Genomic DNA, 22,158 nt, shown 5'->3' with positions numbered 1-22,158 from the left:
CCTTTTCTGTCTGTCTAGATGCTGCCCAGCTTGCGCGACACGCGCTCGAGGAAGTGGCTCCGGTCGTGCGCGGTGACGGCGTTCATGTCGTGCAGCTGCAGCCAGGTGACCTTGCAGCGCCACGCGAACAGCGCGCGCAGCGCGCGCGTGAAGAGCCGCCGGCCCGGGTCGCCGATGACCATCACGAACCAGCGCGGCGAACCGCCGGTGGTCACCACCGTCAGCCGCTGGATGTGCCGCAGGCCCGACTTCGCGAGCTGTCCCTTGCGTTCCGCCGGCAGGAAGGCCACCCCGGGCAGCCACACCCGCTCCAGCCAGCCCTTCAGCATCGACGGCGGCCCGTGGAACCAGGTGGGAAACACGAACACCAGATGTTCGGCCCACAGCAGCGCTTCGACGTGGGGTTTCACGCGTTCGCGGATCAGGTCGGGGTTGTCGAGGTAGGCGATGCGCTCTTCGCGCGTCAGCGTCGGGTCGAAGCCCTCGGCGTACAGGTCGATAGCCTTGACGGTGTGTCGCGGCGAGAGCGCCTCGAGGGCGGTGCGGTAGAGCGCGTGGTTGAAGCTGTCAGGGTTCGGATGGCAATGGACGACGAGCGTTTTCATGAGGGCCGGTTCGCCTGTCGGCGAGACGGGGTCAGAGCCCAAGGAGTGAAAGGCCGCGCAGTGCCTTATGGCAACCCAGGCGCCGGCATCTGACCCCGGCGCAAGCCCCGCGCGACCCACGGGAAAATCTCTCGGAGCGGGTTACTTGCCGGTGAGCTTCTTGCGCACGTCCAGGCCCACGCCCTTGTTGACGAACTGCGTGGTCACCACCTTCGACAGGTCGACCTCGCCCGCCTTGTACAGGCCGGCCTTGACCATCTTGTCGTAGAAGTCCTTCACGCGCGCCTCGTCCATCGCGCCGATGCCCTTGGTGAGCGACTCGCCGCTGTCGACGATGCCCATCTTCTTCATGAGCTCGATCGAGCCCTGCAGCGTGGCCACCGGCGAGTCGGGGTTGGTCTTGGCAATGAGTTCGTTGGCGGCCTTGTTGTCACCGTAGAGGTAGTTGTTCCAGCCGATGATCGAGGCCTCGACGAACTTGCGCACCGTCTCGGGCTTGTTCTTGATGAGGTCGGCGCGCGTCTCGATGGTGGTCGAGTAGGTCGAGAAGCCGTTGTCGGCCAGCAGTTGCACCACCGGATCGAAGCCGGCCTGCGCCTTGATCGACAGCGGCTCGGAAATGGCGTAGCCCTGCTGGATCGATTTCTTGTCGGCCAGGAACGGGCCGACGTTGAAGGTGTACGGCTTGAGCTGCGAGTCCTTGAAGCCGTGCTCCGACTTCATCCACTGCCAGAAGCTGAACTGCCCGTCCTTGCCGATGAAGGCCACCGGCGCCTTGGTCATGTCCTTGAAGGTGTCGAAGCCCTGCCCGGGGTGGGCGAACATCGCCTGCGGGTCCTTCTGGAAGAAGGCCGCCACCACCACCGTCGGCACGCCGTTCTTGACGTTGTCGAAGGACTGCAGCAGGTTGCCGGTCATGAGGAAGTCGATCTTGCCGGCCGGCAGCATCGGCCGGTTGTTGACCATCGGTCCGCCCTGCTGGATCTCGACGTCGAGGCCGTACTTCTTGTAGGTGCCGTCCACCAGCGCCTGGTAGAAGCCGCCGTGGCCGGCCTGTGCCTTCCAGTTGGTGGCGAACACCACTTTTTCCTGTGCCTGCGCGCCGAGGGCGGCGCCGGCGATCGCCAGGCCGAGGGCCAGCGTGCGGAGGGGGACAGCGGGGATGCGCATGGGGACGTGCTCCTGTGGAGGTTTTGGAAAGTACGGGATGCGGAGACTAATTGCTTTCGGCCGTTTTTCTACCGTTCCACGGCCATCTCGGGCGACCAGCCGCGTGTCTTGCCCGGGTTCATCAGGCCCATCGGGTCGCTGCGCTTCTTGAATTCGATCTGATGCGTGTCGATCGTCTTCATGCCGCCGTCCTCGATGGTGACCACATGCGGGTTGAAGATCTGGCAGCCGCCCTCGGACTCGATCTCGCGGATCAGCTCGTACTGGTGCGCCTCGCCCTTCCACCGCACCAGCAGGATGCCGAAGGTGCCGCACTCGCCGCCGGCGCGCGCGAAGTCCTGGTGCTGCAGCACGTCGTCGCCGAAGATGCGCAGGTGCCGCTCGACCACCGCCGGGTCGAAGGGCTGCGCGTAGGCCACCTGCAGGTAGGTCCAGCCGCGGTCGGCCTTCAGCGCCTGCAGCGTCGTGTGGTTGAAGGCGCACTCGTAGGCCGGCGGCAGGCCGTCGGCGAGCAGCTCGGCCTCGGTGCCGGCCACGGAGATCGTGCCGCCATGCGCCTGGGCGAGGGCGCGGAAGTCGGCCATCGACTCGGGCGAGACCATGGTGAAGACCGCGTGCCGGTCGATCGGAAAGCGGTCGCGCATCGCCGTGTAGTAGGGCGAGAAGCGCGCCTCGACGGTCGAGAGCAGGAAGATGTCGAGCGTCGGCGCCTGCGCGGCGATGCCGAAATCGAGCGCGCCGCGGTACGTCTCGAACAGCACCGTGCAGTGCACCCATTCGACGGCCGGGCTCAGGGCCACTTCGACGTCGAGGATCACGCCGTTGGTGCCGTAGGCGTGGTGCACCTGCTGGATCTCGTCGCCGACGAGCTCGATGACGCGCGGCTCGCGCTCCACCGTCATCACGCGTGCGCGCAGCAGGTTGCCGGGGTCGCGCAGGATGCCGTGGCGGAACGAGCCGATGCCGCCGAAGCCGCCCGCGATGAAGCCGCCGATCGATGCCACGTGCCACGTCGAGGGCCACATGCGCAGCGCCTGGCCGGTCTCGCGCGCGGCGAGGTCGATGTCGTGCATGCGTGCGCCGGCCTCCACGCGCATGCGGCCGGGCTGGATGTCGAGCACGCGGCACATCTGCGTCACGTCGAGCACGATGCCGCCTTCGAGCGGCACGCACTGGCCGTAGTTGCCGGTGCCGCCGGCGCGCACGGTGAGCGGCAGCTTCCACTTCGCGGCCACCGCTGCGGCCTGCCGCACGTCGTCCTCGGTGCCGACCTTCACGACGAGGTCGGCCACCCGGCCTGCGAGCTGCGCGGTCAGGATGGGGCTGTACCAGTAGAAATCCTTGGACAGCTGCTTGCGCTGCGCGGGCGCGGTGATCACGTTGAGGCCGTGCAGGTCCGCACGCACGGCATCCCAGTCGACGGCGGGCGCCGGCATGCTAGCTTTCACGGCGCATCTCGCTTTCGTGCCAGTGGCCCAGCACGAGGCGCGCCAGGGCGGCGAACACGATGAAGATGACGATGCCCAGCAGCGACACCAGCAGCAGCGCCGCGAACATCATCGGGATCTCGGTGCGGAAGCTCGATTCGAGGATGCGCGAGGCCAGCCCGGTTTCCTTGCCGGCCGTGCCGGCCGTGAACTCCGCCACCACCGCGCCGATGAGGCTCAGTCCGCCCGCGATCTTCAGGCCCGCCATGAAGTACGGCAGCGCGCTGGGCGCGAGCAGGTAGCGGAAGGTCTGCCACGGCGACGCCCGGTAGAGCTGGAACAGGTCGCGCAGGTTGCTGTCGGCGCTTTTCAGGCCAATGACGGTGTTCGACAGGATCGGGAAGAAGGCCACGATCCATGCGCACAGCAGCAGGGCCGCGGTGGTGCTCGACACGTAGATCAGGATCAGCGGCGCGATCGCGATGATCGGCGTCACCTGCAGGATCACGGCGATGGGGAACAGGCCGATCTCGACCCACTTGAACAGCGCGAACGCGATCGCCAGCAGCACGCCGCCGACGATCGCCGCAGTGAGCGCCAGCAGCGTGAGCTTCACCGTGAACCACAGCGCGCTCGACAGCGAGTCCCAGTTGTCGAACAGCGTGCGCAGGATGAGCGAGGGCGCGGGCAGGATGTAGTGCGGGATGTTGTTGGCCCGCACCATCCATTCCCACAGCAGCAGCAGCGCGAGCACGATGCCTGCGGGCACCGCGATGCGCAGCATCGACTCGCGCCGGCGCAGCCGGTCCTCGTGCGCGCGCAGCATGTCGGCAGTGGGCGTGGCGTCGGTGGCGTCCGCAGATGTCGTCGAAGGCATGGTGGTTTCAATGGTCGATGTCGATGCCATGGAGCGCTCCGTGCAGGGATTGGGACACTGCGGTGCAATGCGCGTTGTAGCGGCTGGAGGTGCGGAATTCCTCTCCGCGCGGGTACGGTTCGTCGATGCGGATCTCGTCGATCACCCGGCCCGGCCGCGCGGCCATCACCACGATGCGGTTCGAGAGGTACACCGACTCGTACACGCTGTGCGTGACGAACACGATCGAGAAGCGGTGCTCGCGCCAGATCGCCAGCAGGTCGTTGTTGAGCTTGATGCGCGTCATCTCGTCGAGCGCGGCGAAGGGCTCGTCCATCAGCAGCAGGCGCGGGCGCGTGACCAGCGCGCGCGCGATCGACACGCGCATCTTCATGCCGCCCGAGAGCTCGCGCGGGTACACGTCGGCAAAGCGCGAGAGGCCGACCATCTCGAGCGCCTGCTGCACCACGGGCGCGGCCGCATCGCGCGAAGTGCCGGCAAGCTTCAGCGGCAGCCACACGTTTTCGAACACCTTGGCCCAGGGCATGAGGGTGGGCTCCTGGAACACGAAGCCCAGTTCCCGGTCGCTTTTGCTGTCCTTGGCCGCGCCGGTGCTCGCGCCCGACCAGTGCATCTCGCCCGAACTCAGGCGCGTGAGTCCCGCGATCAGCCGCAGCGCGGTGCTCTTGCCGCAGCCCGAGGGGCCGAGGAAGCTGATGAAGTCGTGCTCGCCGATGTCGAGCGACATGCCCTGCAGCGCGAGCGTGCCGTTGGCGAAGCGCTTGCCGACGTTGCGCAGGGTGACCAGCGGCGGGGAGGATGGCTGTTGGCTTTCCATGGCGTGTTCCTTCGGCCCGACCCTAGCGCCACGCGGGCTGGTTGGCGAGCCGCGACAGGGGAAAGCGGTCGACCTCGTGCAGCAGCTCGACGAAGCGCCGTCCCACGTGGTCGAGCACCGCGGCACCTTTCTCGGCCGTGGCGCGCGTGGCGTCGCCGGCGGCGCCCGCGGGGTTGATGTCGTGCATCTGCCAGCCCAGCTTGCCGCTGGGCGTGATCGAGAGGAACTTGTTCTCGGCGGCCAGTTGCTCGGTCATGGAAGCGAAGTTCTTGAACTGATCCTTGCGCACGTAGTCGGGCGTGAGGTGCAGCATGACCGAGCTCTCGAGGTCGCCGGCGTGGATGCCATGCTTGCCCTCGTGCGCGGTGAACAGGCCCTCGGGCAGGCCCAGCGTGTACCAGTTGGCGGCGACGACCATCATGTCGTGCTCCTCGCGCAGGTCGCGCGCGACGATGTCCATCACGCTCATCTGGCCGCCATGGCTGTTGTAGAGCACCAGCTTGCGCACGCCCGCCTTGGCGACGCAGGCGCCGATGTCCTTCCACATCGCGATCAGCGTGGCCGCCGACACGGTGAGCGTGCCCGGATAGCGCGAGTGCTCGTTGCTCTTGCCGTAGGGCACGGTCGGCAGGAACAGCACCGGCAGGTCGTCGGGCAGGTGCGGCAGCGCGGCTCGCACCATGCCGTCTATGGTGGCGGTGTCGGTCGACATCGGCAGGTGGGGGCCGTGCTGCTCGGTCGCGCCCACCGGCAGCACGGCGATGAGCCGTTCGCGGTCGAGGCGGGAGAACTCTTCGCTGGTCAGGTCGGACCAGAAGCGGCTGCGCAGGGTGGGCGGATTCATCGGGTGTACCTCGTGAAGCGACGGCCGGATGATGACTTAAATCATCCATTCGGTCAAAAAAAGTAGCTCCGCACTTACCCGTACGCCTGTATGGCCGCCCGAAAGTGCCACCCAAACCAGATCAACTGGTCAATGGCGTGCGGCTACCAGCGAATCCGCATGCCCACCTGCCCCTGCATGCCGGACTGCTCGCCGTCGTTGCCGATGGCCCGCGTGTACGCGAGCCCGCCATACACCGCCACCGTCCTGTTCACCTGCCCCACCACGCCCGCGCCCATCTCGAGCGCGCTCGCGGTGCGGCGGTTGCCGACCTGGTCGGTCGGGCCGAAGAAGAGCGCGTTGGTGCCGCGGAAGGTGTGCCAGAGGTTGGCCTTGAGGTACGGATTCCAGCTGCCGCTCGCGGCGTTGAAGCGGCCTTCCAGCCGCGCGCCCAGGCGACCCGTGACGGCGTTGTCGCGCTGGAAGCGCACCGTGGAGAGGCCGTCGTCGAAGTCGTCGACCGAGCTGCGCTGCCAGATCAGCTGCACCTGCGGTTGCAGCGAGACGTTGTCGCTCAATGCGAAGGGATGGCCGGCCTCGAGCGACGCGGTGATCGTCTTGCCATGCGGCCGGCCGCCGCGTCCGAGCGTGGACTGCGCCTCGGTCTTGAAGCGCGTGGCCATGAGCACGGCGTCGCTGTACCAGCCGCTCTCAGCCACGCGCGTCCAGTAAGCGCCCAGGCTGTAGCCCTCCACGCTCAGGCGGCCCGTGGCGGCATTGGTCGCACCGCCGGCCACGCCGCTCGTGTCGCCGCTCGCGCGCGTGTAGCCGCCGAGCACGCCGATGCGGTGCCGTCCGCCCGAGGCGTCGGTGCCCGCGAGAAAGTCATGGCCCAGCTGAAGCCCGTGGATGTTGCCGTCGAACTGCGGATTCGCATCGCCGCGCAGGCGCTGGCGCGTGCTTTCGCCGAACATGCGGCCCCACGAGGCTTGCCGGCCTTCGTCGCTCGCAAGCAGTTGCTGGTCGCCCTGCCGGTCGTGAAAGCTGCCCAGCTGCGCGAGCCCGAGCTGGCGCACCACCAGCGGCACGCTGCTGTAGAGCGCCACCTCGGGCCGGTACAGCTTGACCTGCTCGACGGCCGGCGCCGGCACGCCGGGTACGGTCGGCGTTTCGGCGATGACTTCGTACGCCTCGGCCAGCGACCCCATCACCACGCCGCCGACCAGGAAGCCGTTGTTGCGCAAATACCAGTTGTCCGGGTTGTTGCCGGCCGCGCCGCCGCGGAACAGGCGGTAGGTGTACGCGCCGGCCTCGACCGGCTGCGTGAGCGAGAAGGCGCGATCGGCCGTGGTGCCGCCGTTGACCGTCTGCACCACCAGGATGCCGTCGGCCAGCGTCGGCGCGCCCATGCCGCCGCGGTTGACCACGCGGATGGCGGTGTCGCCCGAGGCCGCGCCGCCATCGATCACCAGCCGGTCGGAGGGCGCGTTGTCGCCGGCCAGCACGGTGTTGATCTGCATCAGCGCGCCGCTGCCGAGGTAGTTGCCCCGCACCGTGAAGGCGCCGAAGTTCACGCCGTCGTTCGGGCCGGGCAGGAGCGTGCCCCGGTTCGTCACGTTGCCCGCAAAGGTGCCCGTGCCGGCGACCGTGGTGCCGGGAAGCACGTTGATCACCGGGCTCGCCAGCGTCGCGGGCAGGTTGAAGCGGCCCGATTCGATGCGTATTCCGTCCGAAAAGCTCGCATCGGTGAGCCACGACCATTCGGCGCCGCGCATCGTCAGATTCTGGAAATTGCGGAAGGCGTTGTCCACCGTGCCGCTGCCTTCGAGAAAGGCGTTTGCGATCGCATTGCCGCCATCGGCGCCGCCGCGGATGACCGAGCCGGTCTGCAGGATCAGCGTGCCGTTGCCCAGCGCGCCCATGTAGATCGCGTCGCTGTTGCCGGCGCCGCCGTGGCCTTCGATGGTGCCCGCGTTCACCAGTGTGTCGTTGCCGTTCTGGCCGCGGTAGCCGTAGCCATTGGCGCTCGAGAGCAGCGCGCCGGCCCGGTTCTCCACGCGCGAGAAGAAGCTCAGGCCCAGCGTGTTGGCATGCACCGCATCGGCCCCGCCCGAAAGCGAGTTGGCGCCCGTCGTGGCGATGGTGCCGTTGTTGACCAGCAGGTTGGCCGTGAGGTTGCCGCCCTGCAGGTACACGCCCTTGGCCGAGCTGCCGCTGGCCGCGATGGTGCCGTTGTTGACGACCGTGTTGCCCGGCCCCAGCGTGGAGATGCCGTGCGAGCTGCCGCCCGTGGTCGCGATGGCGCCGTTGTTGGTGATGAGCGTGCGCGTGCTGCTGTTCGACGTCACCAGGATGCCCGAGGTGCCGCCGCTCGTGGTGCGGATGGCGCCGTTGTTGGTCATCGTGTTGTCGTTGCCGGTGGCCACCATCGCCGCGCGCGCCGAGCCCGAGCCGCCCGAGACGGCGATGGTGCCGTTGTTGGTGATGCTGCTCGCATCGCGCACCAGCAGGGCCTGCGTGGCATTGGTGGTGAGCGTGGCGCCGCTGTCCACGGTGATGGCGACGCCGGTGCTGCCGGGCGCGGCGATCACGCTGGCCGAGCCGGTGGTCGCGCCGACGCAGACCACGCTCTGGCCCGTGCCGGGTGTCGCGGTGGGGCCGCATGCGGCCTGGGCCGCTGTGCCCGCAAGCCCCGCGAGGGCGGCCGCGAGACACGCAAGGGGAGATGCCGGCGTGCGGCGGAAAGATCGGGCGCGCTGCTCCAGACGCATGTCCTTGCTCCTTCTTGTTCTGCACAGCTCGGGGCCTGCTGCGGCCATTATTCAGTGCAATCAACAATCGGGAAACCCGAAGACTTCCGTACTCATCCGGGCTGCGGCCCGGTGTCCACCCTCAGCGCCGCACGATGTAGCGCGTGACCACCGGCGACGTCTCGCCGATGTGGAAGGCCAGCCGCCGCTCGCGCAGCGCCATGTCGCTCGCCGTTGCGCGGTTGAAGCGGCGCAGGTGGTCGGTCCACGACTCGTCCACGATCTGCTCCACGTAGCGGCTGGGCTGCGCGATGTCGTGCAGCAGCTCCCATCCGATGGCGCCCTGGCTCAGGCGCGCGCGGCGCGTCTGCTGCATGACGAGGTGGAAGGCCGCGGCGCGCGCCGGCTCGATGAGGTATTCGACCGTGATCACCACGCGCCCCGCTTCCTGCGGCGCTTCGGCCGGGGGGCCTGCGGCCCAGCCGGCTTCGGCGGGGCTGGTGTCGTCCTCGCCGGTCACGTCGGTCACCCAGCGCAGAGCCGCGAGCATCATCAGCGTGCCGCTCACGGCGGCCACCGCCAGGCTCAGGTTCAGCGCCGTGACGGTCGCCACCTGGCCCCAGATGGCCGCGCCGATCGCGCTCGCGCCCATGATCGCCATCTGGTACATCGACATGCCGCGCGCCCGCACCCAGTCCGGGAGCGCGAGCTGCGCCGAGACCGAGAGCGAATTGGCCACCGTGATCCACGCCATGCCGCCGAAGAACATCGCCGGCACCGCCACCCACGCGTTCGGCGCGAAGGCCATCACCGCAGTGGCGCCCGACTGCAGCAGCGTGCCGCGCAGCACCAACTGGTCGCGCCCGAGCGCCTGGCGCAGCCGCGGCAGGAACAGCACCGCGATGATCGCGCCCATGCCCATCGCGGCCAGCAGCAGCGTGAAGGTGCCCGCATCGCCGCCCTTGAGGTTGCGCGCCAGCAGCGGCAGCAGCGCGAGCAGCGCCGTCGAGTGAAAGAAGAAGATCGAGATGCGCGTGAGCACCGCCCGCATGCGCTGCGACTGCCGCACGAACTGCACGCCCACGCGCATCGCACTCACGAGCTTTTCGCGGCCCAGCGGATTGGGCGTGTGCTCGCGCCGCCAGCGCAGCACCACGAAGCCCGAGGCCACCGACAGCACCGCGTTGAGCGCGAACACCCAGATGGTCCCCGCGCTCGCGATCAGCATGCCGGCCGTGAGCGGGCCGATGATGCGCGAGGCGTTCATCGCGATGCCGTTCAGCCCGAGCGCCGCAGGCAACTGCGGGCGCGGCACCAGTTCGGGCACGATGGCCGCGAACACCGGCCATCGCAGCGCCAGTCCGATGCCGTTGGCGAAGGTGAGCGCCAGCAGCAGCGGCGCGGTCATGAGGTCGAGTGCCAGTGCGGCGCACAGCACGATGGCCGTGCCGGCCAGCCAGAATTGCGTGGCCACCAGCCAGCGCCGGCGGTCGAGGATGTCGGCCAGCGCGCCGCTCGGCAGGCCGAGCAGGAACACCGGCAGGGTGGAGGCCGACTGCACCAGCGCGACCCAGATGGGCGAGGTGGTCAGCGAGGTCATCATCCACGCGGCGGCCACGTCGTTCATCCACATGCAGATGTTGGCGACGAGCCAGGTGCTCCACAGCATGCGGAACACAGGGAGCTTCAGGGGTTCGAGGGCCGCGAGCTTCGATGGCTGCGCTCGCGCGGGCGGGATGGGCGTCTCTTCGGTGGATATGGGTGGCATGTGCCGCTATTTTGGCGCGGCCGCCGCCGTCATCCCCTGTCGCTGCGGGCCAGCCGGTGTTCGAGGCGGCGAAGAAGCGTCGTGAGGACCAGCGTCATGACCCAGTAGATGACGGAGATCGCCAGGTAGGGCTCCCAGTAGCGCGCGTAGGCGCCCGCCACGGTGCGCGCCGCATAGGCCAGCTCGGCCAGGCCGATGGCGGAGACCAGCGAAGTGTCCTTCAGCAGCGCGATGGCGTTGTTGCCCAGCGGCGGCAGCATGCGGCGGAAGGCCTGCGGCAGCACCACGTAGCGCATCACCTGCGCTGGCGTGAAGCCGATGGAGCGGCCGGCGTCGAACTGCCCGCGCGAGATCGACTGGATGCCGGCGCGGAACACTTCCGAGATGTAGGCCGCCGAGTTGAGCGTGAGCGCCACCACGCCCGAGACGAGCGCGCCGTGCTCCTGCTTGAGCGTGCGCGCGAGTTCGCCGTCGATCAGGATGCCCGAGGTCGGGTGGATGAACACCGGCATCACCGCGAAGTGGATCAGCAGGATCTGCACGAACAGCGGCGTGCCGCGAAAGAAGCTCACGTACACCGTGGCCGGCCAGCGCAGGAAGAAGCGCGCCACCCAGGTCCAGGGCGCGTGGCGCGGCTGCGCGAGGCGTGCGAGTGCCAGGCACAGGCCCCAGCTCGCGCCCAGCAGCACGCAGACCACCGTCATGCGCAGCGTCATCCAGGCGCCTTGCCAGAACAGGTCCTTGTATTCGACCAGGATGTCCCACCGGAACCATCCAAAAAGCAGCACCGGTTGTTCCATGCTTGCGTCCTCAGCTCATCAGTCAACGAAAAACGAAACGGCCGCGTGAGGGCGGCCGTGTTCAGGGAGATGCCGTGCGGCTCAGCGCACGTTCGGGTCCTTGTTGAACCACTTCTTGTAGATGGTCACGTAGCTGCCGTCCGCGCGGATGGCGGCCAGGCCGGCGGTGAGCTTGTCGAGCAGGGCCTTGTCGCCCTTCTTCACGACGATGCCGAAGCCCTCTTCGGGGAACGACTTGTCGTCCAGCGTCTTCAGGTCGGGGTTCTGCGCCACGCGGTAGGCGATGACGCCGTTGTCGCCCATCGCGGCATCGACGCCGCCGCCGGCCAGCTCGGAAATGATGAGCGGCGTGCTCTCGAAGCGGCGGATGTCGGGACTGGTCTTGCCGAACTCGCGCGAGGCGATGTCGTCGGCGGTGGAGGCGCTCACCACGGCGATCTTCTTGCCGGCCAGGTCCTTCAGCGAGGCGACCTTGCTGTTCTTCGGCAGCGCGATCAGCTGGCGGGCCGCGAAGTAGGGCGGCGTGAAGTCGTAGCTCTGCTTGCGCTTCTCGTTGATGGTCACGCCCGAGATCACGAGGTCGACGTCGCCGTTGTTCAGCGCGCCGAAGATGCCGGTGAAGGGCGTGTTGACGATCTTGATCTTCAGGCCCTGCTGCTTCGCGATGGCGTTGATGATGTCGATGTCGAACCCGACGATCTGCTTGTCCTTGTTCTCGAAGGCGAAGGGCGCATAGGTGGCGCTCGACGCGACGATGAGTTCGCGGTTCTGGGCCTGTGCTGCACCGAACGAGAAGAAGGCGGTGCTGGCGAGGAGGCCGAGCGAAAGGGCGCGCCGGATGCGGTTCATGGGGTCTCCCGGGAGTGGTTTGTGGCTTCGAAGGCCGGGGATTCTATGCCCGCGTGGGCCGCGGCCGATGCGCTCCAGGCGCTGTTGCACAGCTCCGACGAGGCTTCTCATGCATGCCTTTCTTGTGCATTTGTTCTCAAAGATCCCGAGGAATCGTCCGCTTTCGAACGGATATGTAGAAGTATTTAGTTCACAAAGATAACAATGCCTAACTTTTTGAAACACCGATCAGCGAGACAGCCATGTCATTCGTCCTTGGGGTCATGGGGATCCCGAAAGTTGAGGTTGAGCTCCTGAGAATCATCGTCCGGCTGAGCTCCAACCTGCGCACCCCGTGGACGGTCAGCGAATCCGGGGTTTGCGATGTGCTGCTGCTGGACAGTGCCAGCGCGTCGGAGACCTGGCACGCCCCGTCGGCGCCCCTGGTGGTGGTGCCCATGGTGCAGCGCGGCGAGCCGGCCGGCGCGGCGCCCGCCGGCCGCAGCCTGGCGCGGCCCATCTTCGCGGAAGAGCTGGTCGACCTGCTCAACGAGATCACCCCCGACGTGCGTGCCGGCAAGGCCGAGGCCACGGCGCAATCGGCGCGCGGCCGCGGCTCCCGCGCTTCGCTGATCCGCTGGCCCGCGCAGGTGACGCTGCAGAAGAACCCGGTCTACATGCGGCTGGCCGCGGCGCTCTCGAAGAGTGCGCAGTCCGCCGAAAGCCTGAGCGCGCTCGGCCGTGTCGACGTCGACGAGTGCTCGACCTTCCTGGGCCTGCTGGAACAGGAAGGCGTGCTGGCCTGGCTGGGCGAGGCTCCGGCCGGCGATGCCCTCGCCGCGCGCATCCGTGCGCCCGTGCTGTCGGGCGAACCCGCCGGCGAGAGGGCGGGGCTGCTCTCGCGCATCCGCCGCCGTCTCGGCCTGGCCTGAATGCCGGCTGCTCGAGGGATTACAGGGATACAAGGGGATTTCGATTGAGGGAATACAAACTCGTCCTGACCGGCCCGATGGGCGTGGGCAAGACCACCGCCATCGCCGCCATCAGCGAGGCACCGCCCATTTCCACCGACGTCGCGAACGCCGACACCTCGGTGGCCAAGGCCACCACCACCGTGGGACTGGACTTCGGCCAGCTGACGCTGGACAACGGCGACCGGCTGCGCATCTACGGCACGCCGGGCCAGAGCCGCTTCGACTTCATGTGGCAGATCCTGATCCGCGACGCGCTCGGCCTGGCGATCCTGCTCGACAACTCGCGTCCGCGACCGCTGGACGACATGCACACCTACCTCGACGGCTTTGCCGACGCGCTGAAGGAAATGCCCTGCGTCATCGGCGTGAGCCGCTGCGACACGCACGCCTCGCCCTCGCTGGACGACTACGCGTACGCGCTGCAGGCCCGAGGGCTGGTGCTGCCGATCGTGGCCGTCGACCTGCGCCGCAGGGACGACGTGATCTCGCTGGTCGAAACCCTGCTGGTGCAGATCGAAGCCATCGACGCGGGAGTCTCGCCGTGAACATCAGCCTCGCACTGAAACTGAAGGCCGCCTCGGAGGCGCAGCACATCCTCGACGAGATCGCGGGCGTGACCGCGGTTGTCATCGCGACGCCGGACGGCTTCGAGATCGCCAGCGCCAGCCTGCGCAGCTTCGACCCGTCGCGCATCGCCGCCATGGCGAGCTCCATCTCCGCCATGGGCAGCGTGGTATCGCAGGAGGCGCGGCTGGGCCGCTGCAAGTGCATCACCGTGGGCACCGACGACGGCTTCGCGCTCTTCAGCCCCGTGCGCAACGAAGAAGCGGAACTGGTGGTGAACGTGATTGCCAACGCCGGCGCGGTGCTCGCGCAGGCGATGTACCGCACCGCCACCTGCGTGAAGGTGCTCGAGGCGCACAAATCGGGCTGGCTGCCCCCCAGGATCGGCGAATGAGGGCGCGTCTTCATGCGGCGCCCTCGTTCTCCCTCGTTCTCTTTTCATACGCATGACCATCAGCAACCTACCCAACCGGAATACTTGACATGGCGACCATCCAGCAAAGCATCGACAACCTCCTGACCGCAGACGGCGCCATGTGCGCGGCCGTGGTCGATTCCGCCAGCGGCATGATGCTGGGCGCGGCCGGCACCGGCGTGGACCTCGAAGTGGCTGCCGCCGGCAACACCGAAGTGGTGCGCGCCAAGCTCAAGACCATGCGTTCGCTCGGCCTGAATGACGTGATCGAGGACATCCTCATCACCCTGGGCAAGCAGTACCACCTGCTGCGCCCGCTCGCGCAGAAGGAAGGCGTGTTCATCTACTACGTGCTCGACAAGGCCAAGTCGAACCTGGCGCTGGCGCGCCGCAAGCTGCAGGAAGTCGAGAAGGACATCACCTTCTGATCCGAAGAAACCCAGCGCAATGAAGGCCGGCTCCGAGAGGAGCCGGCTTTTTTTTGGGGCGCGCGGCGCTTGCGCCTATTTCGCCAGGTGCCCCAGCGGCAGCGCGCTGCTGGCCTTCACCTCGCCCAGCGAGAAACTGGTGTGCAGGTCCTTCACGTTGGGCAGGTTCATCAGGTGCTGGCGCGCGAAGGCCGAGAAGCTGTCGAGGTCCTGCGCCACCACCTGCAGCTCGAAGGTGCCAGTGCCGCTGATGTAGTGGCAGGCCACCACCTCGGGCAGCTTGCGGATCGCGTCCTCCAGCTTGCGGGTGGCCTCGTGCGTCACGCGCTCGGTGTCCACGCGCACGAAGGCGAGCACGCCCAGCCCGATCTTGTGGCGGTCGATCTCGGCGTGGTAGCCCTTGATGAAGCCGGCTTCCTCCAGCGCGCGCACCCGGCGCCAGCAGGGCGCGGCCGACAGGCCGACGCGCTGCGCCAGCTCGGCGTTGGTGAGGCGCCCGTCGGCCTGCAGTTCTTGCAGGATTGCAAGGTCGAACTTGTCAATGCTTTCCATGGTGGGCAATATTAAGCAAGATTCTTTCTGGAAGCACGTTTTACGGGGCAAAGAACGCAAACACCTGTCGCGGACCCCGGCATACACTTTGCGTGATCATGGGCTCGCGCCCTACACGGGCACAGACCCGTACCCCACCAGCCAGGCCCACGAGGCCCTGCCACACGGAGACAAAGACATATGAATGCACCGCTGCCCGCGCACATTCGCAAGGCCCTGGAAACGGTCACGCTCGACGACAAATACAGCCTCGACTACGGCCGGGCCTTCATGAGCGGCGTCCAGGCCCTCGTCAAGCTGCCCATGCTGCAGCGGCTGCGCGACCAGCAGGCCGGCAAGAACACGGCGGGCTTCATCAGCGGCTACCGCGGCTCCCCGCTCGGCGGCTACGACCAGGCGCTGTGGAAGGCCAGCAAGTTCCTGAAGGAACAGAACATCGTCTTCCAGCCCGGCGTGAACGAAGAGCTGGCCGCCACCGCCCTATGGGGCACGCAGCAGCTGGGCTTCTCGCCGCAGGGCACCAACAAGTTCGACGGCGTCTTCGGCATCTGGTACGGCAAGGGCCCGGGCGTGGACCGCTGCTCCGACGTCTTCAAGCACGCCAACATGGCCGGCACCACGCCCTGGGGCGGCGTGATCGCGGTGGCTGGCGACGACCACATCTCCAAGAGCTCCACCGCCGCGCACCAGAGCGACCACATCTTCAAGGCCTGCGGCACGCCGGTGTTCTTCCCGGCCAACGTGCAGGAAATCCTCGACCTGGGCATCCACGCCTTCGCCATGAGCCGCTTCTCGGGCGTGTGGTCGGGCATGAAGACGATCCAGGAAATCGTCGAGTCGAGTGCCACGGCCATGATCGACCCCGAGCGCGTCGAGATCGTCATTCCCACCGATTTCGAGATGCCGCCCGGGGGCCTGCACATCCGCTGGCCCGACCATGCGCTGGAGCAGGAAGCCCGGCTCATGCACTACAAGTGGTATGCCGCGCTGGCATACATCCGCGCCAACAAGCTCAACCACAACGTCATCCAGGGGCCGAACGACCGCTTCGGCATCATGGCCAGCGGCAAGGCCTTCAACGACACGCGCCAGGCGCTGATCGACCTGGGCCTGGACGACGCGGCCTGCCGGCAGCTGGGCATCCGCCTGCACAAGGTGGGCGTGGTGTGGCCGCTCGAGGCGCAGCTCACGCGCGACTTCGCCACCGGCCTGCAGGAGATCCTGGTGGTCGAGGAGAAGCGCCAGGTCATCGAGTACCAGCTGAAGGAAGAGCTCTACAACTGGCGCTCGGACGTGCGGCCCAACGTGGTCGGCAAGTTCGACGAGGGCGCCAGCTCCGATGCCGACGGCTATTCGGGCGGCGAATGGTCGATGCCCAACCCGACCTCGCACACGCTGCTGCGCGCCAATGCAGACCTGAACCCCGCGCTGATCGCCAAGGCCATCGCCGCGCGCCTCAGGAAGACCGGCCTGCTGGCCGCGGCGGGCGCCGACATGGCCGCGCGCATCGACGCGCAGCTCGCCATCCTCGAAGCCAAGGAACGCTCGATGGTGGTGCAGCAGGCCTCCACCAGCGTGGTGGACGCCACGCGCCAGCCCTGGTTCTGCTCGGGCTGCCCGCACAACACCAGCACCGTGGTGCCCGAGGGCTCGCGCGCGATGGGCGGCATCGGCTGCCACTTCATGGCGACCTGGATGGACCGCTCCACCATCGGCTTCACGCAGATGGGCGGCGAGGGCGTGCCGTGGGTCGGCCAGCAGCCCTTCACCACCGACCAGCACATCTTCGCGAACCTGGGCGACGGCACCTACTTCCACAGCGGCCTGCTCGCCATCCGCCAGAGCATCGCGGCGGGCGTGAACATCACCTACAAGATCCTCTACAACGACGCGGTCGCCATGACCGGCGGGCAGACCGTGGGCGAGCGCCCCGAGGGCCACTCGGTGCTGCAGATTGCAGAGAGCCTGCATGCCGAGGGCGCGAAGAAGGTCGTGATCGTCACGGACGAGCCCGAGAAGTACGAGGGCGTGAACATCCCTGGCGACCATGTGCAGGTGAAGCATCGCGACCTGCTCGACGAGATCCAGCGCGAGTTCCGCGCCATCCCGGGCACGACGGCCATCATCTACGACCAGACCTGCGCCACCGAGAAGCGCCGCCGCCGCAAGCGCGGCACCGCCGTCGATCCGGCCAAGCGCGTGGTCATCAACGAGCTGGTGTGCGAAGGCTGCGGCGACTGCAGCGTGCAGAGCAACTGCCTGAGCGTCGAGCCGCTGGAGACCGAATTCGGCCGCAAGCGCACCATCAACCAGAGCAGCTGCAACAAGGACATGAGCTGCCTGAAGGGCTTCTGCCCGAGCTTCGTCTCGGTGGAAGGCGGCCAGCTCAAGAAGAAGAGCAAGAGCAAGGGCGCGACGCCGGCCGAGTTCGGTCTGCTCGCCGACCCCGCGATTCCGTCGCTGGCGGGCGGCAAGGTCTGGGGCGTGGTGGTGGCGGGCGTCGGCGGTACCGGCGTCATCACCATCGGCCAGCTGCTGGGCATGGCCGCGCACATCGAGGCCAAGGGCATCGTCACGCAGGACGCGGCCGGCCTGGCGCAGAAGGGCGGCGCCACCTGGAGCCACGTGCTCATCGGCGACACGCAGGACGACATCCGCACCACCCGCGTGGGCACGGCGGCGGCCGACCTGATCCTGGCCTGCGACCCGCTGGTCACGGTGAACGCCGAGACCATGGCGCGCATGCGCGAAGGCCGCACCCACGTCGCGTTGAACAGCCACAGCTCGCCGACCGCCGCCTTCGTGCGCAACGCCAACTGGCAGAACCCCGAAGACGCCTGTGCCGCCGAGATCGCGCGCGCCGTGGGCGTTGACGGACTGGGCACCTTCGACGCCGATGCCGCCGCCACCACGCTGATGGGCGACACCATCTACGTGAACCCGATGATCCTGGGCTACGCCTGGCAGAAGGGCTGGATCCCGCTGGCACACGAGTCGCTGATGCGCGCCATCGAGCTGAACGCTGTGGCCGTCGAGAACAACAAGACCGCCTTCGAGTGGGGCCGCCAGGCGGCGGTGCGGCCGGACGAGCTGCAGAAGCGCGTGCGTCCGGGCCAGGTCGTGGAGTTCAAGAAGCGCGAGACGGTCGACAGCCTCGTGGCGCGCCGCGCCGAGTTCCTCACCGGCTACCAGAATGCCGCCTACGCCGAGGAATACAGGCAGTTCGTCGGCAAGGTGCGTCAGGCCGAGGCAGCCACCGGCAAGAGCACCGCGCTGACCGAGGCCGTGGCCCGCTACCTGTTCAAGCTGATGGCGTACAAGGACGAGTACGAAGTCGCGCGGCTGCACACCGACCGCACTTTCCTCGACCGCGTCGAGGGCATGTTCGAGGGTGACTACAAGCTCAACTACCACCTGGCGCCGCCCCTCCTGGCGAAGAAGAACGCCAAGGGCCAGCTGCAGAAGCAGAAGTTCGGCCCCTGGATGCTCACGGGCTTCAGCTTCCTGGCCAAGCTGAAGGGCCTGCGCGGCACGGCGCTCGACGTGTTCGGCCGCACCGAGGAGCGCAGGACCGAGCGTGCGCTGATCGGCGAATACCGCGCCAGCATCGAGGAAGTGATCGGCGCGCTGCGTGCCGACAACCACGCGCTGGCGCTGGAGATCGCGGCGCTGCCCGAGCAGATCCGCGGCTACGGCCACGTGAAGGAACGCAACCTGGCCGCGGCGCGCACCCGCTGGAGCGAGCTCATGACCAAGTGGCGCAACCCGCAGGCGCAGCGCGCGGCAGCCTGATCTTTTCAAGGCATCTGCAGGCACAACGGGCGTCCATCGGACGCCCGTTGCTATTTAAAACGTAGCAAAGTTCCGGCCGGACGAAAACCCGGAAAGCCCTCCCCGCTGCGCCGGATAAGCGCGTGGAGCGGTCATCCGCGACGAATACAATGCCCGGTGCTGTGCGCGGCCAGGCCCCGCCGCGCTTTGACTCGCAGTCCGCATCCCACGCGGTCGCTAGCCCCAAGGAACCGCGGACGCCGTCCGCGCTCCCATCGTTTTCTCTTCCCATTGCTGGAGACTCTCTTGTTCATTTCCTCTGCTTTCGCCCAGACCGCGCCTGCTGCAGCCGGCGGCGGCGACATGATGTCCTCGCTCGGCAGCATGCTGCCCCTCGTGCTGATGTTCGTGGTGCTGTATTTCGTCATGATCCGGCCCCAGATGAAGCGCCAGAAGGAAGCCCGCGCCATGATCGAGGCGCTGGCCAAGGGCGACGAAGTCGCCACCGCTGGCGGCGTGCTCGGCAAGATCACCTCGCTGAGCGACCAGTACCTCGGCCTCGAGATCGCCAACGGCGTCGAGATCAAGATCCAGCGCAGCGCCGTCGTCCAGGTCCTGCCCAAGGGCGCCGTCAAGTAAAAGCGTGAGCTGAACCTTGCGCTTTGCGGCGCAGGGCCCCAATTCACGCGGTGTTCCATCTCTGAAAAGTTTGAGAAAAAGCGCCCGCTCATGAACCGTTACCCGGTCTGGAAGTACACGATCATCGTGATCGTGTTGCTCGTGGGGCTCATCTACGCCCTGCCCAATTTCTTCGGTGAGGCGCCTGCGGTGCAGGTGTCGGCGGCCAAGACGACCGCCAAGGTCGACGCCGCCACCCAGACCCGGGTCGAGGAGGCGCTCAAGGCCGCCAACCTGACGCCCGACCTGATCACGCTCGACGGCGGCTCGCTGCGCGCGCGCTTCGTCAACTCGCAGGACCAGCTCGCGGGCCGCGATGTGATCCAGCGTGCGCTGGTGCCCGACAGCAACGACCCGTCGTACACGGTGGCACTGAACCTGCTGTCGCGCTCGCCCAAGTGGCTGACCGCGCTGCATGCCTTCCCCATGTACCTGGGCCTCGACCTGCGCGGCGGCGTCGACTTCCTGCTGCAGGTGGACATGAAGGGCGCGATCGACAAGAAGGCCGAGTCCTTCGCGAGCGACCTGCGCACCACCTTCCGCGACAAGGGCATCCGCGGCACGCAGGTGAACCGCAACGGCCAGACCGTCGAGGTGAGCTTCCGCGACGCCGCCGCCCTCGAGGCGGCCAAGCGTCTCATCCAGGACCAGTTCACCGACCTGAGCACCACCGACAGCCAGGACGGAAGCACCTGGCGCCTGGTGGCCAGCATCAAGCCCGAAGCCGCGCGCCGCCTGCAGGACGCCGCGCTCAAGCAGAACATCACCACGCTGCACAACCGCATCAACGAACTCGGAGTGGCCGAGCCGGTGATCCAGCAGCAGGGCCTGGACCGCATCGTCGTGCAGTTGCCCGGCGTGCAGGACACGGCCAAGGCCAAGGAAATCCTGGGCCGCACCGCCACGCTCGAAATGCGCCTGGTCGACGAGAGCGCCGAAGGCCGCTCGGCCGAACTCAGCGGCGGACCCGTGCCCTTCGGCTCCGAGAAATTCCTCGACCGCCAGGGCCGCCCGGTGATCGTGAAGAAGCAGGTGCTCGTGACCGGCGAGAACCTCACCGACGCGCAGCCCGGCTTCGACCAGCAGAGCAACCAGCCCAAGGTCGACCTGACCATGGACGCCAAGGGCGGCCGCATCATGCGCGACGTCAGCCGCGAGAACTACAAGAAGCGCATGGCCATGCTGATCTTCGAGAAGGGCAAGGGCGAAGTGCTCACGGCTCCCTCGATCAACGGCGAACTGGGCAACCGCTTCCAGGTGTCGGGCTCGATGACCGTGGTCGAGGCCAACGACCTCGCGCTGCTGCTGCGCGCCGGCTCGCTCGCCGCGCCGATGGAGATCATCCAGGAACGCACCATCGGTCCGAGCCTGGGTGCCGACAACATCGAGAAGGGCTTCAAGAGCGTGATGTACGGCTTCCTGGCCATCATGGTCTTCATGTGCATCTACTACGCGCTGTTCGGCCTGTTCTCGTCGATCGCGCTGGCCGTGAACCTGATGCTGCTGGTGTCGATCCTCTCGATGCTGCAAGCCACCCTCACGCTCCCCGGCATCGCCGCCATGGCGCTCGCCATCGGCGTGGCGATCGACTCCAACGTGCTGATCAACGAGCGCGTGCGCGAGGAACTGCGCAACGGTGCGTCGCCGCAGGCGGCCATCCACGCCGGCTACGAACGCGCCTGGGGCACCATCCTGGACTCCAACGTGACCACGCTCATCGCCGGCATCGCCTTGCTGGCCTTCGGCTCGGGTCCGGTGCGCGGCTTCGCCGTGGTGCATTGCATCGGCATCGTCACCTCGATGTTCTCGGCCGTGTTCTTCTCGCGTGGCCTCGTGAACTTCTGGTACGGCCAGAAGAAGAAGCTCAAGACGGTGTCGATCGGCACGGTCTGGCGGCCGACGGCCGACGGCTCGACCGCGGTCACCAAATAAAGGTCGAGGACAAGCGTCATGGAATTCTTCCGCATCCACAAGACCATCCCGTTCATGCGCCACGCGCTGGTGCTGAACATCGTCTCCTTCGCCACCTTCGCGCTGGCGGTGTTCTTCCTGTTCCATCGCGGCCTGCACCTGTCGGTCGAGTTCACCGGCGGCACCGTGATGGAGGTCGCGTACAAGCAGTCGGCCGACATCGGCAAGGTGCGCGACGCCATCGGCAAGCTCGGCTACCCGGACGTCCAGGTGCAGAGCTACGGCTCCTCCGAGAACATCCAGATCCGCCTGCCGGCCCAGAAGGGCATGAGCTCCGACCAGCAGAGCGCGCAGGTCATGCAGGCGCTGAAGTCGGTCGACGAGTCGGCCACGCAGCGCGGCATCGAGGTCGTCGGCCCGCAGGTCGGCGAAGAGCTCACCACCAACGGCCTGAAGGCGCTGGGCATGGTGGTGGTCGGCATCATGATCTACCTGGCGTTCCGCTTCGAGTGGAAGTTCGCGCTGGCGACCGTGCTGGCCAACCTGCACGACGTGGTGATCATCCTGGGCTTCTTCGCCTTCTTCCAGTGGGAGTTTTCGCTGGCGGTGCTGGCGGCGGTGCTGGCGGTGCTGGGCTACTCGGTGAACGAGTCGGTCGTGATCTTCGACCGGATCCGCGAGAACTTCCGCCGCTACCGGAAGATGACGACCACCGAGATCATCGACAACGCGATCACCTCGACCATCAGCCGGACCATCATCACCCACGGTTCCACCCAGCTGGTGGTGCTCTCGATGTTCTTCTTCGGCGGGCCGACGCTGCACTACTTCGCACTGGCGCTGACCATCGGCATCTGCTTCGGCATCTACTCCTCGTGCTTCGTGGCCGCAGCCATCGCCATGTGGCTGGGCATCAAGCGCGAAGACCTCGTCAAGGGCGGCCCGACCAAGCGCGACGGCGAATCCGAGGACGATCCCAACGCCGGCGCCGTGGTCTGAG

At 67.4% G+C, this 22,158-nt stretch carries 19 protein-coding genes; 8 read left to right on the top strand and 11 right to left on the bottom strand.

Translation table 11 applies throughout. The features are described from left to right. Positions 1-14 precede the first annotated feature (14 nt). From AACL56_RS01585 to AACL56_RS01540, 10 genes are all read right to left on the bottom strand, one after another. Complete coding sequence (locus tag AACL56_RS01585) at positions 15-605, bottom strand: NAD(P)H-dependent oxidoreductase (RefSeq protein WP_339088088.1); 591 nt, start codon at positions 603-605, stop codon at positions 15-17. A 141-nt stretch (positions 606-746) separates the two neighbouring features. Continuing rightward, positions 747-1,775, bottom strand: coding sequence for an ABC transporter substrate-binding protein (locus AACL56_RS01580; protein WP_339088087.1), 1,029 nt, complete (start codon positions 1,773-1,775; stop codon positions 747-749). Positions 1,776-1,843: 68 nt separating this feature from the next. Continuing rightward, positions 1,844-3,211: an FAD-binding oxidoreductase gene (locus AACL56_RS01575; protein WP_339088086.1), complete on the bottom strand. Its 1,368-nt coding sequence runs from the start codon at positions 3,209-3,211 to the stop codon at positions 1,844-1,846. A gap of 1 nt (position 3,212) precedes the next feature. After that, complete coding sequence (locus AACL56_RS01570; protein ID WP_425336971.1) at positions 3,213-4,109, bottom strand: ABC transporter permease; 897 nt, start codon at positions 4,107-4,109, stop codon at positions 3,213-3,215. Beyond that, entirely contained in the window at positions 4,087-4,896 is an 810-nt protein-coding gene (locus AACL56_RS01565) for an ABC transporter ATP-binding protein (protein WP_339088084.1), read from the bottom strand. Before AACL56_RS01565 ends, AACL56_RS01570 begins: the two co-directional genes overlap by 23 nt. Before the next feature lie 22 nt (positions 4,897-4,918). Beyond that, positions 4,919-5,740 (bottom strand): creatininase family protein, encoded by an 822-nt coding sequence (locus AACL56_RS01560; protein WP_339088083.1) that lies wholly within the window; start codon positions 5,738-5,740, stop codon positions 4,919-4,921. A 143-nt stretch (positions 5,741-5,883) separates the two neighbouring features. Continuing rightward, positions 5,884-8,490 carry an autotransporter outer membrane beta-barrel domain-containing protein gene (locus AACL56_RS01555; protein WP_339088082.1) on the bottom strand — a complete coding sequence of 869 codons (2,607 nt, stop codon included), beginning with the start codon at positions 8,488-8,490 and terminating at the stop codon, positions 5,884-5,886. Positions 8,491-8,611: 121 nt separating this feature from the next. Next, a complete protein-coding gene (locus tag AACL56_RS01550) occupies positions 8,612-10,237 on the bottom strand; it encodes an MFS transporter (RefSeq protein WP_339088081.1) in 1,626 nt (541 codons plus the stop codon). A 29-nt stretch (positions 10,238-10,266) separates the two neighbouring features. After that, positions 10,267-11,037 carry an amino acid ABC transporter permease gene (locus AACL56_RS01545; RefSeq protein ID WP_339088080.1) on the bottom strand — a complete coding sequence of 257 codons (771 nt, stop codon included), beginning with the start codon at positions 11,035-11,037 and terminating at the stop codon, positions 10,267-10,269. Positions 11,038-11,118: 81 nt separating this feature from the next. Next, on the bottom strand, positions 11,119-11,886 hold the full coding sequence (locus AACL56_RS01540) for a basic amino acid ABC transporter substrate-binding protein (RefSeq protein WP_339088079.1): 768 nt from the start codon (positions 11,884-11,886) through the stop codon (positions 11,119-11,121). A gap of 242 nt (positions 11,887-12,128) precedes the next feature. On the opposite strand from AACL56_RS01540, the gene AACL56_RS01535 reads away from it, so the two are divergent. From AACL56_RS01535 to AACL56_RS01520, 4 genes are all read left to right on the top strand, one after another. Further along, positions 12,129-12,797 carry a hypothetical protein gene (locus tag AACL56_RS01535; RefSeq protein ID WP_339088078.1) on the top strand — a complete coding sequence of 223 codons (669 nt, stop codon included), beginning with the start codon at positions 12,129-12,131 and terminating at the stop codon, positions 12,795-12,797. 44 nt (positions 12,798-12,841) lie between these two features. Continuing rightward, positions 12,842-13,384 carry a GTP-binding protein gene (locus tag AACL56_RS01530; RefSeq protein WP_339088077.1) on the top strand — a complete coding sequence of 181 codons (543 nt, stop codon included), beginning with the start codon at positions 12,842-12,844 and terminating at the stop codon, positions 13,382-13,384. Next, on the top strand, positions 13,381-13,797 hold the full coding sequence (locus AACL56_RS01525) for a roadblock/LC7 domain-containing protein (RefSeq protein ID WP_339088076.1): 417 nt from the start codon (positions 13,381-13,383) through the stop codon (positions 13,795-13,797). The genes AACL56_RS01530 and AACL56_RS01525 overlap by 4 nt, the downstream gene beginning before the upstream one ends. 89 nt (positions 13,798-13,886) lie before the next feature. Next, positions 13,887-14,246, top strand: coding sequence for a hypothetical protein (locus tag AACL56_RS01520; protein WP_339088075.1), 360 nt, complete (start codon positions 13,887-13,889; stop codon positions 14,244-14,246). A gap of 75 nt (positions 14,247-14,321) precedes the next feature. On the opposite strand, the gene AACL56_RS01515 is transcribed toward AACL56_RS01520, so the two are convergent. Beyond that, positions 14,322-14,798 carry an Lrp/AsnC family transcriptional regulator gene (locus AACL56_RS01515; RefSeq protein ID WP_339088074.1) on the bottom strand — a complete coding sequence of 159 codons (477 nt, stop codon included), beginning with the start codon at positions 14,796-14,798 and terminating at the stop codon, positions 14,322-14,324. Between the two features lie 180 nt (positions 14,799-14,978). Here AACL56_RS01515 and AACL56_RS01510 point away from each other — a divergent pair, with 180 nt between their 5' ends. From AACL56_RS01510 to secF, 4 genes are all read left to right on the top strand, one after another. After that, positions 14,979-18,590, top strand: a complete 3,612-nt coding sequence (locus AACL56_RS01510; protein ID WP_339088073.1) for an indolepyruvate ferredoxin oxidoreductase family protein — start codon at positions 14,979-14,981, stop codon at positions 18,588-18,590. A 285-nt stretch (positions 18,591-18,875) separates the two neighbouring features. Then, positions 18,876-19,208 (top strand): preprotein translocase subunit YajC, encoded by a 333-nt coding sequence (gene yajC / locus AACL56_RS01505; RefSeq protein WP_339088072.1) that lies wholly within the window; start codon positions 18,876-18,878, stop codon positions 19,206-19,208. A gap of 90 nt (positions 19,209-19,298) precedes the next feature. Continuing rightward, complete coding sequence (gene secD, locus AACL56_RS01500; protein WP_339088071.1) at positions 19,299-21,179, top strand: protein translocase subunit SecD; 1,881 nt, start codon at positions 19,299-19,301, stop codon at positions 21,177-21,179. Positions 21,180-21,197: 18 nt separating this feature from the next. Further along, entirely contained in the window at positions 21,198-22,157 is a 960-nt protein-coding gene (secF, locus tag AACL56_RS01495; protein ID WP_339088070.1) for a protein translocase subunit SecF, read from the top strand. Position 22,158: the final 1 nt, after the last annotated feature.

This window comes from Variovorax paradoxus (genome assembly GCF_902712855.1).
GTDB classification, from domain to species: Bacteria; Pseudomonadota; Gammaproteobacteria; order Burkholderiales; family Burkholderiaceae_C; genus Variovorax; species Variovorax paradoxus_Q.
This window is presented reverse-complemented; position numbering and strand designations above follow the sequence as displayed.

What these genes read in the sequence shown, in the direction of transcription:
- secF (WP_339088070.1), top strand. Translation starts at nt 21,198, where the DNA reads ATGGAATTCTTCCGCATCCACAAGACCATCCCGTTCATGCGCCACGCG.
- secD (WP_339088071.1), top strand. Translation starts at nt 19,299, where the DNA reads ATGAACCGTTACCCGGTCTGGAAGTACACGATCATCGTGATCGTGTTG.
- AACL56_RS01545 (WP_339088080.1), bottom strand. Translation starts at nt 11,037, where the DNA reads ATGGAACAACCGGTGCTGCTTTTTGGATGGTTCCGGTGGGACATCCTG.
- AACL56_RS01570 (WP_425336971.1), bottom strand. Translation starts at nt 4,109, where the DNA reads ATGGCATCGACATCGACCATTGAAACCACCATGCCTTCGACGACATCT.
- AACL56_RS01580 (WP_339088087.1), bottom strand. Translation starts at nt 1,775, where the DNA reads ATGCGCATCCCCGCTGTCCCCCTCCGCACGCTGGCCCTCGGCCTGGCG.
- AACL56_RS01555 (WP_339088082.1), bottom strand. Translation starts at nt 8,490, where the DNA reads ATGCGTCTGGAGCAGCGCGCCCGATCTTTCCGCCGCACGCCGGCATCT.
- AACL56_RS01560 (WP_339088083.1), bottom strand. Translation starts at nt 5,740, where the DNA reads ATGAATCCGCCCACCCTGCGCAGCCGCTTCTGGTCCGACCTGACCAGC.
- AACL56_RS01550 (WP_339088081.1), bottom strand. Translation starts at nt 10,237, where the DNA reads ATGCCACCCATATCCACCGAAGAGACGCCCATCCCGCCCGCGCGAGCG.
- AACL56_RS01510 (WP_339088073.1), top strand. Translation starts at nt 14,979, where the DNA reads ATGAATGCACCGCTGCCCGCGCACATTCGCAAGGCCCTGGAAACGGTC.
- AACL56_RS01535 (WP_339088078.1), top strand. Translation starts at nt 12,129, where the DNA reads ATGTCATTCGTCCTTGGGGTCATGGGGATCCCGAAAGTTGAGGTTGAG.
- AACL56_RS01585 (WP_339088088.1), bottom strand. Translation starts at nt 605, where the DNA reads ATGAAAACGCTCGTCGTCCATTGCCATCCGAACCCTGACAGCTTCAAC.
- AACL56_RS01565 (WP_339088084.1), bottom strand. Translation starts at nt 4,896, where the DNA reads ATGGAAAGCCAACAGCCATCCTCCCCGCCGCTGGTCACCCTGCGCAAC.
- AACL56_RS01520 (WP_339088075.1), top strand. Translation starts at nt 13,887, where the DNA reads ATGGCGACCATCCAGCAAAGCATCGACAACCTCCTGACCGCAGACGGC.
- AACL56_RS01575 (WP_339088086.1), bottom strand. Translation starts at nt 3,211, where the DNA reads ATGCCGGCGCCCGCCGTCGACTGGGATGCCGTGCGTGCGGACCTGCAC.
- AACL56_RS01540 (WP_339088079.1), bottom strand. Translation starts at nt 11,886, where the DNA reads ATGAACCGCATCCGGCGCGCCCTTTCGCTCGGCCTCCTCGCCAGCACC.
- AACL56_RS01515 (WP_339088074.1), bottom strand. Translation starts at nt 14,798, where the DNA reads ATGGAAAGCATTGACAAGTTCGACCTTGCAATCCTGCAAGAACTGCAG.